This window comes from Actinomadura sp. GC306 (assembly GCF_004348665.1).
Taxonomy (GTDB): Bacteria; Actinomycetota; Actinomycetes; order Streptosporangiales; family Streptosporangiaceae; genus Spirillospora.
In genome coordinates this window covers 1-11,590 of record NZ_SMKM01000217.1, presented here as the reverse complement: position 1 = coordinate 11,590, position 11,590 = coordinate 1, and the positions used below count along the sequence as shown (strand labels likewise).

16 protein-coding genes are annotated in these 11,590 nt (G+C 70.5%); 11 read left to right on the top strand and 5 right to left on the bottom strand.

All coding sequences use genetic code 11. From position 1 onward, the window contains the following. Positions 1-257 precede the first annotated feature (257 nt). The 6 genes from E1200_RS24895 to E1200_RS24870 all read left to right on the top strand — a co-directional run bounded on the left by E1200_RS24895 (position 258) and on the right by E1200_RS24870 (position 6,747). Positions 258-1,940, top strand: a complete 1,683-nt coding sequence (locus E1200_RS24895; protein ID WP_165950448.1) for an NAD(P)/FAD-dependent oxidoreductase — start codon at positions 258-260, stop codon at positions 1,938-1,940. Further along, a complete protein-coding gene (locus tag E1200_RS24890) occupies positions 1,937-3,361 on the top strand; it encodes a hypothetical protein (RefSeq protein ID WP_131954502.1) in 1,425 nt (474 codons plus the stop codon). The genes E1200_RS24895 and E1200_RS24890 overlap by 4 nt, the downstream gene beginning before the upstream one ends. Before the next feature lie 132 nt (positions 3,362-3,493). Continuing rightward, positions 3,494-4,876, top strand: coding sequence for an SMI1/KNR4 family protein (locus E1200_RS24885; protein WP_131954501.1), 1,383 nt, complete (start codon positions 3,494-3,496; stop codon positions 4,874-4,876). Between the two features lie 151 nt (positions 4,877-5,027). Then, positions 5,028-5,342, top strand: coding sequence for a metalloregulator ArsR/SmtB family transcription factor (locus tag E1200_RS24880; RefSeq protein ID WP_131954500.1), 315 nt, complete (start codon positions 5,028-5,030; stop codon positions 5,340-5,342). Continuing rightward, the gene (locus E1200_RS24875; RefSeq protein WP_131954499.1) at positions 5,339-5,725 is read left to right on the top strand and encodes a VOC family protein; all 387 of its coding nucleotides are present in this window, start codon (positions 5,339-5,341) and stop codon (positions 5,723-5,725) included. The genes E1200_RS24880 and E1200_RS24875 overlap by 4 nt, the downstream gene beginning before the upstream one ends. A gap of 203 nt (positions 5,726-5,928) precedes the next feature. Next, a complete protein-coding gene (locus tag E1200_RS24870; RefSeq protein WP_131954498.1) occupies positions 5,929-6,747 on the top strand; it encodes a DUF4253 domain-containing protein in 819 nt (272 codons plus the stop codon). A 42-nt stretch (positions 6,748-6,789) separates the two neighbouring features. On the opposite strand, the gene E1200_RS24865 is transcribed toward E1200_RS24870, so the two are convergent. Further along, entirely contained in the window at positions 6,790-7,356 is a 567-nt protein-coding gene (locus tag E1200_RS24865; protein WP_131954497.1) for a hypothetical protein, read from the bottom strand. Between the two features lie 185 nt (positions 7,357-7,541). On the opposite strand from E1200_RS24865, the gene E1200_RS24860 reads away from it, so the two are divergent. From E1200_RS24860 to E1200_RS24850, 3 genes are read left to right on the top strand one after another with little or no spacing between them, the layout of a single operon-like run. Next, on the top strand, positions 7,542-7,880 hold the full coding sequence (locus E1200_RS24860; protein WP_131954496.1) for a metalloregulator ArsR/SmtB family transcription factor: 339 nt from the start codon (positions 7,542-7,544) through the stop codon (positions 7,878-7,880). Further along, a complete protein-coding gene (locus tag E1200_RS24855; protein WP_131954495.1) occupies positions 7,877-8,353 on the top strand; it encodes an SRPBCC domain-containing protein in 477 nt (158 codons plus the stop codon). Before E1200_RS24860 ends, E1200_RS24855 begins: the two co-directional genes overlap by 4 nt. Further along, positions 8,350-8,976, top strand: coding sequence for a dihydrofolate reductase family protein (locus E1200_RS24850; RefSeq protein ID WP_131954494.1), 627 nt, complete (start codon positions 8,350-8,352; stop codon positions 8,974-8,976). Before E1200_RS24855 ends, E1200_RS24850 begins: the two co-directional genes overlap by 4 nt. A gap of 177 nt (positions 8,977-9,153) precedes the next feature. Here the strand turns inward: E1200_RS24850 and E1200_RS24845 are convergent, their stop codons facing one another. The 4 genes from E1200_RS24845 to E1200_RS24830 are packed head-to-tail and all read right to left on the bottom strand — an operon-like array spanning position 9,154 to position 10,831. Next, the gene (locus E1200_RS24845; RefSeq protein ID WP_207933530.1) at positions 9,154-9,522 is read right to left on the bottom strand and encodes a class I SAM-dependent methyltransferase; all 369 of its coding nucleotides are present in this window, start codon (positions 9,520-9,522) and stop codon (positions 9,154-9,156) included. Between the two features lie 52 nt (positions 9,523-9,574). Next, the gene (locus E1200_RS24840; protein ID WP_207933529.1) at positions 9,575-9,748 is read right to left on the bottom strand and encodes a DUF397 domain-containing protein; all 174 of its coding nucleotides are present in this window, start codon (positions 9,746-9,748) and stop codon (positions 9,575-9,577) included. A gap of 28 nt (positions 9,749-9,776) precedes the next feature. Then, the gene (locus E1200_RS24835; RefSeq protein WP_131954493.1) at positions 9,777-9,965 is read right to left on the bottom strand and encodes a DUF397 domain-containing protein; all 189 of its coding nucleotides are present in this window, start codon (positions 9,963-9,965) and stop codon (positions 9,777-9,779) included. Next, complete coding sequence (locus E1200_RS24830; RefSeq protein ID WP_165950447.1) at positions 9,953-10,831, bottom strand: helix-turn-helix transcriptional regulator; 879 nt, start codon at positions 10,829-10,831, stop codon at positions 9,953-9,955. Before E1200_RS24830 ends, E1200_RS24835 begins: the two co-directional genes overlap by 13 nt. Before the next feature lie 94 nt (positions 10,832-10,925). Between E1200_RS24830 and E1200_RS24825 the strand changes: the two genes are divergently transcribed. Continuing rightward, positions 10,926-11,318, top strand: a complete 393-nt coding sequence (locus tag E1200_RS24825) for an ATP-binding protein (protein ID WP_131954491.1) — start codon at positions 10,926-10,928, stop codon at positions 11,316-11,318. A gap of 17 nt (positions 11,319-11,335) precedes the next feature. Then, a partial coding sequence (locus E1200_RS24820; RefSeq protein ID WP_131954490.1) for a hypothetical protein occupies positions 11,336-11,590 on the top strand: 255 nt, incomplete at its 3' end.

The window sequence follows — 11,590 nt, the reverse complement described above, 5'->3', positions numbered from 1 at the left end:
GTGTGGGGCTGCTTGCTGGGCGTATGTCGTTCGAGGTCGGTGTCCTGACGGTGGTGGGCGGTCGGTGGTGCGGTGGCTGAACCGGGCGGCTGAGTTTCACCGTACGAGGGTCGAGGGCCTCGGGGACTGGGCCTCGGCCATGGTCCCGGGTCCGGCGGGACGGGACCGTGAGCGGGCGGCCCCGCCCATCGCGGGGACGGGGAGGTGACATGCGGCTTCGGGAATTGGGGCCAACGGCGCCGGGGGGCGGCGCCAGAGTGCTCATCGGCATGGGGTGCGGGCTGGTGTCGGGGCTCGCGGTCGGGGGGCTGATGGCCGGGCAGGGTCTGCTGGCGTCCCACGGCACGTTCGGGTGGGCGGTGTTCGCCCTGTATGCGGCGGTCATCGGGCAGTTGCTCGGCGCGTTCGTGGGGCGGCGGCCGTCCGGTCCGGCGGTGTCGGCGGCGGGCGGGCTGCTGCTCGGGGTGCTCGGCTGGACGGTGTGGTGGCTGAGCCTCGATCCGCTGGTCCGGGGCGGCACGCCGACCTGGACGGTGGACGCGGCCACGGCGCTGTACCCGGAACTGGTCGGCTCGCTGCTCCAAGGGACGCTGGCGGGAATGCTGTTTCACCTCGCCATGCGGGGTTTCCGTGGACGCCCGGACAAACCGAAGGCGCCGGCGCCGCGCGTCGTGATCGTCGGCGGCGGGTTCGGCGGGGTCAGTGCCGCGCGCCGGTTCGAGCGGCTGAACCTGCGCGGCCACCGCGTCGACGTGACGCTGATCAGCGACTCGAACTACCTGCTGTTCACGCCGATGCTCGCGGAGGTCGCGTCCGGTGGGCTGGAGGCGCAGCACATCAGTTCGCCGGTGCGGGCGGCGGCGTCCCACACGAGGTTCCGGTACGGGCGGGTCGCGGGTGTGGACGTGGCGCGGCGGCGGGTCGTCCTGGAGGCGAGCGGCGAGCAGGTCGGCTACGAGCATCTGGTGCTGGCGGTCGGGTCCGTCCCGTTCTTTCCGGATCTGCCGGGGGTGGCAGAGAACGCACTGACGCTGAAGTCGCTCGGGGACGCGGTGCGGCTGCGGGAGCGGGTGCTGGCGCTGCTGGAGCGCGCCGACCAGGAGGCCGATCCGGCGGAGCGGCGGCGGCTGCTGACGTTCGTCGTCGCGGGCGGCGGGTTCGCCGGGACGGAGTCGGTCGCCGAGCTGTACGACCTCACCCATGACGTACTGCACTTCTATCCCGCGATCGGCCCGGACGAGCCGCGGTTCGTCCTCGTCCATTCGGATCAGCGGATTCTGCCCGAGTTGTCGGAGCGCCTGGCCGCGTACGCGCTGGAGAAGCTGCGGTCGCGCGGCATCGAGTTCCGGCTGGGCGTCCGTGCGACGGGGGCGACGGGCCGGACCGTGCATCTCGACAGCGGCGAGGTGATCGAGACGGCGACGTTCGTGTGGACGGCGGGCAACCAGCCGAACCCGATGCTGCGGACGCTGCCCGGGGAGACCGGCCGCCGCGACGCGGTCCTCGTCGACCGGACGCTCCGCGCGTTCGAGATGGACCGGGTCTGGGCGATCGGTGACTGCGCGCAGATCCCCACCGAGGGCGGCGCGCTGTATCCGCCGACCGCGCAACACGCGATGCGCGAGGGCAAGGCGGTCGCCGACAACATCGCCGCCGTGCTGCGTGGGCAGCGGCCCCGACCGTTCCGGTTCACGACCATCGGGACGTTCGTCGCGCTGGGCCATCGCACCGCCGCGGGGGAGATCCGCGGGCGTCCCTTCTCGGGGCTGAGCGCCTGGCTGCTGTGGCGCGGCATCTACCTCGCGAAGCTGCCGGGTGTGGAACGGCGGGTTCGCGTCCTGCTCGACTGGGTCCTGGACGTGGCGTTCCCGCGCGACATCGTCGTCACCGGCCCGCCCGCCGACGCACCGGCGGCGCTGCCCGGAAGGGGTGCGCGATGACGGCGGAGGCGGTCCGCGGACCGGTGTTCTCCGGGCGCGGCGCACCGGCGGGCGCGTTCGCCGGCGCGGCCGGGGGCATGGTGTGGGGCGCGGCGATGGTGTCGCTGGGGATGCTCCCGGACGTCGCGGTGCTCGCCGGTTCGGCGGCGCCGTGGGCGGGTTTCGTGCTGAACATGCTGATCTCGGTCGGGGTGGGCGCCGCGTTCGGGCTGCTCGCGGTGCATCAGCGGATCCGGTCGAGCGAACTGCTGTTCTGGGGCCTGGCCTACGGGATGTTCTGGTGGTTCCTGGGGACGCTGACGCTGCTGCCGCTGCTGTCCGGGACGCCGATGACGTGGAGCCTGGCCGCCGCGCAGGCGGCCTTGCCGAGCCTGTTCGGGTACCTCTACTACGGCGCGGTCACCGCGGTGGTCTTCGCGTTGCTGCAGCGTGACGGCGGTTTCGTCGCGGCGGACCACCTGCGTCCGAGGACGCTGCTGCGCGGTCTGCTCGCCGCCGGGATCGTCGGCGGCGTCCTCGCCGTCACCGCCGGCGGGCGCATCGGCTGGCTTCCCGTCGTCGCGCTCGTGATGGGGGTCGGGTATCCGCTGGTGTTCACCGGGCGCGTGGAGGGCACCGGCCCGGCGATCGTCCGAGGCACGGCCTACGGTTTCCTGTGGTGGATCGTGGCGGCCCTGACGTTCGCGCCGCTGCTGGACGGTGGCCGCCTCGACTGGTCGAAGGCGGCGGTGGCGGAGGCGACGGCCACGCTGCCGCCGTACCTGCTGGCGGGCGCCGGGATCGCGGCCGTCTTCGGCTTGCTGGGCTCCCTCGCCCGCGCCCTGTTCGTGGACGATGTGCGGCTCCGGACCCGCGCGGTCGGCACCCGCGGCCTGCGCGTCGTCGGGTACGGCTCGCTGTCCGGGCTGGTCGGCGGCGTCCTGTTCGGTTTCGTGTGGGCCGCGGTGGACGTGCTGCCCACGGTGGCGAAGCTCGTCGGCGCGGACGGCGACGCGGCCGGCTGGGTCGTCCACCTCCTCATCGCGCAGGGCATCGGCGTGTCGTACGCGCTGCTGTTCCGCGGCCGCGGCTACGACCTGGTATCCGGCGTCGGCTGGGGCCTTTCGTACGGGTTCTTCTGGTGGGTGTTCGGCGGGCTGACGCTGATGCCCGCGACGCTGGGCGTCCCGCTCTGGTGGACGGCCCCCACGATCGCCGCGGACTTCGCGAGCCTCATCGGCCACCTCGCGTACGGGGGTGCGCTGGGAGCCGTCCTCGCCTGGCTGGAGCATCGGGAGAACCCGTGGTGGCTGGCCCGCAACGACCTGGAGGCGGCCCGCGCCGCGGCCCGCCGCGACCAGATCCTTGGCTCGGCCCCGGCCCTGTGGATACTGACCGCCCTGATGGCCCTGACGGTCCCGGTGATGGTGGCCGGTGCCTGATCAGGTGACTCGTGTGTTCCCAGGTCGCGTTGTCCAAGGACTTCTCCCACGCGGCCTGGATGGTGCGCCCGCCATCGCCGAGCGTGCCCGTGAAACGCTGATCGATCATCGAAGCAAGCGGAAGGGGCGCCGTTGCCTGCCATTGACGACTTCGCGACCTGGGAGCCGCTGCTGAGGCTCTTGCGGGAGGGCGACGCCGAGAGCCTCGCCGCTCCGGGCGGCCACGTGGCGGGACGGATCGGCCGGCACGGGTGGAGCATGCGGCTGCCGCGACGGTTCCCGCCGCCCGGCCGAGCCCTGCAGACCGAGGACATGCGGGACGAGAAGGTGGCCGTCCAGCAGGTGCGGAGCGCCCTGGAGCAGACCGGTATAGAGGACCTCTCGTTCGTCGCGGAGATCTCGCCGACCGGGCGGACCGTGCTCTATCTGCTGGACACCGGCCCCGCCGTGGAGTCCGGCCTGGGACCGTATCCGGGCTCGCTTGTTCTCGTCGAGGGCTCCGTCCCCGAGCCTTGGCGCCGGCTCCCCGACCCGGCGCCGGAAGCGGTACCCGCTCCGTCGGCGGACCTGGACCTGCTGAAGCGGACACTTGAGGATCACTTCGACGGCGTTCCCGGCGCCACCGATGCGGAGATCGCCGCAGCGGAGCAGCGCCTGGGTGTCGCGCTGCCCGAAGAGATCAAGGTGCTCTACCGGGTGGTGGGGCCGCGTGGCCTGGAGTGGAACGCGGACTTCGCCGCAGCGGAGCGCTTCTACGAGGCGGTGCGCTGCGAGGTCTTTCCGCTGGAGGAGGTGTACATCGCCCACGCGGCGTCCCGCCCGTGCCCGTGGAGGTTCGCGGCGATGGAGGCGGTCAGCACCCCGTCGGACGCAGCTGTCCAGGGGGTGGTCGGTTCACCCGGGTGGATCGTCTTCGGCGACAGCGGAGGCGGCGACCGGATCGCGGTGGACCTGACACCGGGCCCGCGCGGCCATGCGGGCCAGATCATCATGCTCAGCCACGAACGGAGCATCGGCGCCGACCTGCTGGCCGACTCGCTCACCGAGTTCATGACCGACCGGGACGCCCATGCGGACGACACCCGTCACGACGACGAGCTTCCGGCCGTCGCCAGGGTGAACGTCAGGAGCCTGACGAACATTGAGGCGGCCGTGCATCCCCGATTGGAGGTTCTGAGCATCGGCGTCTGGGAGGACGATCCGCTCAGCCTCGCCCCCGTCATCGGCCTGCCCCGCCTGCGGACCCTGACCGCCTGTGCCGGCACGCTCGCGGACCCGCTGCAGATCGCCGAGCTGAAGGGGCTGGAGTTCCTGGAGCTCGGGTCGGATGAGTGGCGGCGCCTGCTGGACGCCCGAGCCGTCCCGCGCAGCCTGTCGGCCGCCGCCATCGAGGTGCCCGCCCGGGAGCCGCACCCGCTCCCGATCGTGGACCTCGCGAACGACATCCTCGCCCTCTGGGACCGTCCCCCGATCACCCGGACCGTCCTCGAAGGCGACCTTGCCCCGGCGACGTAGCCGACCCGAACGTCGCATCGGCGCCGCTTCAGCGTGGCCGCCGAGGTTCAGGCGGGCTACGTCCTGGATTCGCTCGATCGCGACCCGGTTCGACGGCGTCGTCCCTGGACAAGGTTGACATGCAAGTGACGGCTTGCCAATCGTTCCGGGTGTGGGAGACGTGTTCAAGGCCCTCGCCGACCCCACGCGGCGGATCATCCTCGACGAACTGACGGACCGGAACGGCCAGACGCTCTTCGAGATCTGCGCCCGCCTGACGACCAAGCACGGGCTCGGCTCGTCGCGGCAGGCGATCTCGCAGCACCTCGACGTTCTCGAGGCCGCCGGCCTGGTCGAGACCAGGCGCGAGGGCCGCTACAAGTTCCATTACGTGAATCCGCGGCCGCTCGAACCGATCGTCGAGCGGTGGCTCAGGACGTCCGGCCCCCGTGACGGCGGTGCGGACGCGGAGAGGGGACCGGCATGAAGATCGACCTGGCGAGCGTGTTCGTCGACGACCAGGAGAAGGCGCTGCGCTTCTACACCGAGGTGCTGGGCTTCGTGAAGAAGCAGGACATTCCGATGGGCGAGGCCCGTTGGCTGACCGTGGTGTCCCCGCAGGCGCCGGAAGGCCCGGAGCTGGTGCTCGAACCGAGCAGCCACCCGGCGGTGAAGCCGTTCAAGGAGGCCCTCGTGGCGGACGGTATTCCCTTCACGTCGTTCACCGTGGACGATCTCAAGGCCGAGTTCGACCGCCTTCGCGGGCTGGGCGTGCGCTTCGTCCAGGAACCCACCGACATGGGCGCGGTGTCCACGGCCGTCCTGGACGACACCTGCGGCAACCTGATCCAACTCCACCAGACCGCCTGAAGCGCGCAAGGTGATCACGAACCACCCCCTCGGCGAACTCCGCCGGGGGGGCCGCGGGGTCGGAGTCCCACAGCCTGGCGGGCTCGACCAGGTTGACACCGACGTATTCCATGGGCTCCGTCCGCTACGAGTTTCGGGTTCGGGTGGTGAGCCCCTTGCTAGGGCAGGCCACTCTGACGGTAGTTAGCCTTATCGTGCTCCGGATGAGTGATCGAGAGCTGCTTCCGGCCGAATTGGCGAACCTCGTCAAGGGCGGAGCCGGTGCACGGACATTGGCGGTTTCGTTGCCCGCCGGCCGGATCGTCGACACTGACGACGGCCCTCCCGGTCTGTGGATGACCGATGAAGCCGTTGCGCCCGGGTTGTGGGCGGCGGTTCACGCAGAGCACCCACGATCGGGACTATGGCCGGTGCTACTGGACGCCTTGGACGACCCGTCCGGCGATGGAGGAGAGTTCAGACCCTGGGACTCCGGCGAACTCACCCTGGAGGGGGTCACTTCGCCGGATCGTCACGACCCGGCTGTCGTGCTGGCCGACTGGTGGCATGACTACGCCCAGTCCGACGACACGACCGCCCCGTTCCTTGATTGGCCGGGGCTCGCCCCCGCCCGGCCGTTCGCGGACGACGCCGGCGCGATCGCCTGCGAGTACGCGACCCGCCTCCTGCGCCGTTCCCCGGCCATGCGCCTGGGGTTGATCGCCGCGGATCGGAGTGCGGACGCCCTGGCCGCCGCCGGATGGACCGGCCCACTGAACTACACCAACGACACCGGCGAGATCGCTTCCGTGCTGCGCAGTTGGGAGGGCCGCTTCGGCGTCCGTGTCGTCGGCGCGGGCTTCGCCGACCTCTATCTCAGCGTCGCCGCGCCACCGGCCACCCTGGAAGAGGCGATACACCTCGCCGCTGAGCACTTCGCCTTCTGCCCCGACAACATCTGGCAGAACAGCCACCCGCACACACTGCTCGGATATGCCGAGAATCTCGTCGGATGCACCTCGTGGTCGTTCTGGTGGGACTGAGTACGAACAGGTAAGGGCACCCTTCGGCGATTGGCGCGGCCGCTACGGGCAGACATTGCCCGGCAAGATCAACCGCTGGGGAAGCGTCTCCGTGTGACCGCGCCGCCAGCCGGCATACCGATAGGTGACGACGAAGTCGTCGACGGACGTGGGGGACTTGCTCGGTGGTCGAGATGGAGGCGGGCACATCACCAGATGCCAGCCGATTCTCACCGTCTGGCCAGGCGCCACGGTGACGGGCTTGAGCGGCCGCTCCGTCCCGTCCGGGCCGACCAGCACCCGGCGCAGATCCTGGAGGGCGTTCGGAGTCTCCCACGGGTCGTCGGACACCCATGGCAGGTCGACCCCGGTCAACCGCACGTCGAAGCGGCCCCTGTTGGTCAGGTGGACGACCAGCCCGACTTCGCCTTCGGGAGCATAGTTCAGGCTGTATCCGCCGCCCGGCAGCCGCGTGGACCCGGCCGTCGGCCGGACCTCTCCGCCGGAGACGGTCAGCGGCGACGCCACGACGATGTAGGTCGCATAGCCGCCGAGGAGCAGCGCGACGACCGCCGCTCCGGCCCATAACGGACGGCGGCGCCCGCGCGTTGAGCCATCGGCTGCGGCCATGGCGCGCACGATACCAACGGCCCGGCGGCGGGCGGTCCACTCGCCGTCGTGAAGCGGCCTCACCCAGAGTTCGGGCCGGGCGGGAGCCGTCCTGCGCGCCCCGGCCCGGCGGAGGCGTCCCATCCGCTCACGCGACCAATACTTAGCCTTTGCGCTAACTGTCATCGGCGTGCATACTTAGCCGCATGGCACAGTATTCGGCGCAGCTCGACGGGGTGTTCGTCGCCCTGGCCGACCCGACGCGGCGCGAGGTCGTCCGGCGGCTCGGCCTCGGGCCCGCGAGCGTCGGCGACCTCGCCCGCGAGTTCCCCATGACGCTGCCCTCGTTCATGAAGCACGTGCGGACCCTGGAGGCGAACGACCTCATCCGCACGGTCAAGTCCGGCCGGGTGCGCACCTGTGTGCTCAACCGGGAGCGGCTCGCCCTGGTGGACGACTGGCTCGCGGAGCAGCGCCGGATCTGGGAGGGCCGCACCGACCGCCTGGAACAGCTCGTCACCGATCCGGAGGAGAACCGGACATGACTTTCGACCCCGACCTCGACATTGCGCTGGAGCGCGTGATCCGTGCTCCACGGGCGAGTGTGTGGAGTGCTTGGACGGATCCATCGCGGCTTGCGAAGTGGTGGGTCCCGGCGCCGGCGCTGTGCCGGGTGGAGCGCTTGGACGTACGGCCCGGTGGGGCATTCGTGACGAGCCTCAGTGACGACGGGGTCGAGTACGTCCCGCATATGGACGCCTGCTTCATCGCTGTGGACGAGCTGGAGCGGGTCGTGTTCACCAACGCGATCGATGGTGCCTGGCGTCCCGCGAGGCCCGACCCGGTCGCGATGACGGCGACGATCACGCTGACCGACCACCCGGATGGGACGGACTACCGGATCGTCGTCCGGCACGGGACCCCCGACGCCCGCGCGCAGCACGAGAAGCTCGGATTCGCCGATGGTTGGGGGACGGTCGCCGCCCAGCTCGCAGCACACGTGGAGGGCACGAAATGAAGATCGCCATTACCGAGTTCGTCACCCTCGACGGCGTCAGCCAAGGGCCCGGCTCGCCGGACGAGGACACCAGCGACGGGTTCGCCCGCGGCGGCTGGCTCGTCCCGCACATGGACCCGGCCTTTGTCAAGCGCGCCTCCGACTGGCTCGACCTCGCCGACGGCCTCCTGCTCGGACGGCGGACCTATGAGGCGTTCGCCCGCGACTGGCCGCAGATCACCGACCCGGCCGACCCGTTCACCGAGCGGATGAACACCCTGCCGAAGTACGTCGTGACGAACACCCTCACCGAAGGGACCTGGAATCCCACGACCGTCCTCAGGGGCGACGCGGTCCAGGCGGTCACCGACCTGAAGGCGCGGCCGGGCCGGGAACTCCAGATCCACGGCAGCGCCCGCCTCGGTGACTCCCTGCTGGAGGCGGGTCTCGTGGACACGCTCCGCCTGGTGATCGCCCCCGCCGTCCTGCGAAGCGGCCGACGCCTGCTGACCCGAACGGGCACCCCGTCCGGCCTACGCCTGCTCCACCACGAGGCCACCCCGAGCGGCCTGCTGCTCCTCGAATACGAGGTGACCGGCCAAGCCCCCCGAGCCGAGTACCAGGGCGTCGCCGCCCTCACCTAGCAGTGGCCGCGAACGGCGGGCGGCCGCGGGTTGCCGGGTGACCATGAGGCCCGGATCGTGCGGGGAGGCGTGTTCAGGGGGTGGCCGGTTTGCGGGCGGTGAGCAGGCGGGTCGGGACCCACGGGCTGCCCCACCACGCGCGCCAGCCGAGGCCGCGCACGCGGATGTCCTGGGCGTTCAGCCGGGCCAGCACCGCGGCGTACTCGCGGGGGTCCGCGCCAGGTCGGCGATCAGCAGGCGGCCGCCCGGCTTCAGCACCCGGTACGCCTGGGCGCGGCCGTCCGCGCTCCTGATGGTGTGCACCGTCAGGCTCGACACCACCAGGTCGAAGCTCGTCTCCGCGTACGGGAGTCTGCGCAGGTCACCCCCTTGCACGTGGACGCGGTCGGCGACGCCTTCGGCGCGGGCGTTGCGCAGGGTCGCCGCCGGTTTGCTGCCGGACTGGTCCCGTCCGCGCCACAGGTCCACGCCGACCGCCCGGCCCCGCGGGAGGCGCCGGGCGGCGGCCAGCAGGACGGCGCCGCGTCCGCAGCCGAGGTCGAGCAAGATGGGGATGCGGTCACGTTCCCGGTCACTCCTCCGCCGGGCACTCAGCGCTTCAGGGCCGCCACGAAGGTGCGAACTCGTCCCGGCCCATGACCAGCTTCGGACCCTCTGGGTCCTTGGAGTCTCGGAAGGCGATCGTGTTGGGGAAGCGGCCGACCTCTACGCACTCACTTCCGCCCTGGGGCCCGCTGTGCCTGCTCTTGCGCCAGATGAGGTGCGGGGCCACCGTTTTCAATCCCTTCTCCGTCAGACGGTCAGCGCTTCAGTGTTGCGACGAGGGCTGTGAACTCCTCACGTGGCAGGACGAGCTTAGGACCGGGGTCCTTGCTGTCGCGGATGCCGATAACTCCGTCGAGTTCGGCGACTTCGACGCAATTGTCTCCCTGCGAACTGCTGGAGCTGCTTTTGCGCCATCTGCGGGGAAGGGGGGTTACGGCTTCCATACTTCGTCTGCAATCTCCCTGATCAGCGCCGCCGACAGGTCGGCTGGTAGCGCATGTGTGGCGATGTCCATGAACCGCTCGTCTAGCCGTTCGACATCCGAACGCCCATCCAAGATTCGGCCGCGAGGCTCGGATGCAGCGTAAGCGATGCGCGAGTCTCCCGGGAGGGTCGCGACCACGAAGGCTCCCATGTTGCCCGGATGTGGTGCACCGTCCGGGATCACCTGCACTGACAGGCGCGGTGACATTGCGTCCGCAAGGTGATGCAACTGTTCCCGCATCACCTCAGCGCTGCCGACCCGCGACCGGAGAACCCGTTCCGGTAGCAGGTAGATCAACCTGGGTGGGGTCGGTTCCTCTCGGACGAGCACGCTTTGGCGGTTCATTCTGGCCTGTACCGCTTCCTGGTCGCCGTAAAGCAGTATCCCGGCGTAGCTGGGCGTCTGCAGTAGGCCGTAAATGATGAGCGGTTCGTAGGCGCGCAAGCTCAGGGCCTGCGCCTCGTGATTTGGCCAGTCTTCAAACCAGGCCGGAAAGGCGGCTGAGCGGCCGTCGAAGAGGCCGTCGTGGAGGTGGGCGAGGGCTTCGCGGGTGTCCAGGACGCGGTCGCACTCCTCGGCGAAGACGCGGTCGCAACTGGATTCGCCTCGTTCGATCTCGCCGATGGTGGACGCGGCGAACGGGATCTGGTCCGCGAGTTGGGCGAGGGACAGGCCCGCCAGCTGGCGGTAGCGCCGGACCTCGGATCCGAACAGGTCCAGCGGGCCGCGCGAGGGGGTCAGGCGCTTGGGGGGCTGCGGCATGTCGTCTCCTCCGATCGGTGATGACCGAGCGATGAACGGCAGTGAACGCAGAGTCGTCATCATGCCCGCGACCATGTGTTCTGTGCCTTGTCGGCATCCTGGCGTGCGAGACGCTCCGTTACATCCGAATCACGGAATGTTCTGGAGGTGATCTGTAATGGCCGCTGTGACATGTACGCCCGAGTCCCCGACGCTTGTGCTCGATGCGACTGATCAGGCTCCGCGGCTGGCGCGGGGGTTTCTCGCCGCGCGGTTCGCGGAGTGGGGGATCTGCGACGACTACGTGGGGCGGCTCGTCGTCTGCGAGCTCGTAACCAACGCGTACCGGCACGGGAAACCGCCGATCGTCGTGCGGGTCTTCCGCGACGAGCGCGACGGGCTCGTGGTCGTGGAGGTCTGGGACGGAGGAGAGGGCCGGCCGGTGATCCAGCCAGAGAACGACGCCGCCACGTCCGGACGGGGGCTGGCGTTGATGGCCGAACTTGTGGAGGCGTGGGGCGTCCGTCCCCTGAACGAGGGCGGGAAGGTCACGTGGGCCAAGCTTCGCTGACCAGCCCCCAGCGACCGATGACCGACGAGCGCGTCACGCTGCTGCTCCTGCGCCACCTCTTCCCCGCCTGGACGATCACGCAGGACGAGTACGGGGTCTGGCGGGCGGAGATTTCGGTGTCGGACGTCGAGGGCCTGCTCGAACTCCTTGTCCTGGCCGACCCTGACGCCGCGACGCGGGCCGCCGCCCTGCTGAGCGAGAAGAAGACACATCCGTCCACCCCCGGCGAACCGGCGGCGGGAAAGGGGCGAGCCCCCTCCGAGGGGAGGGGG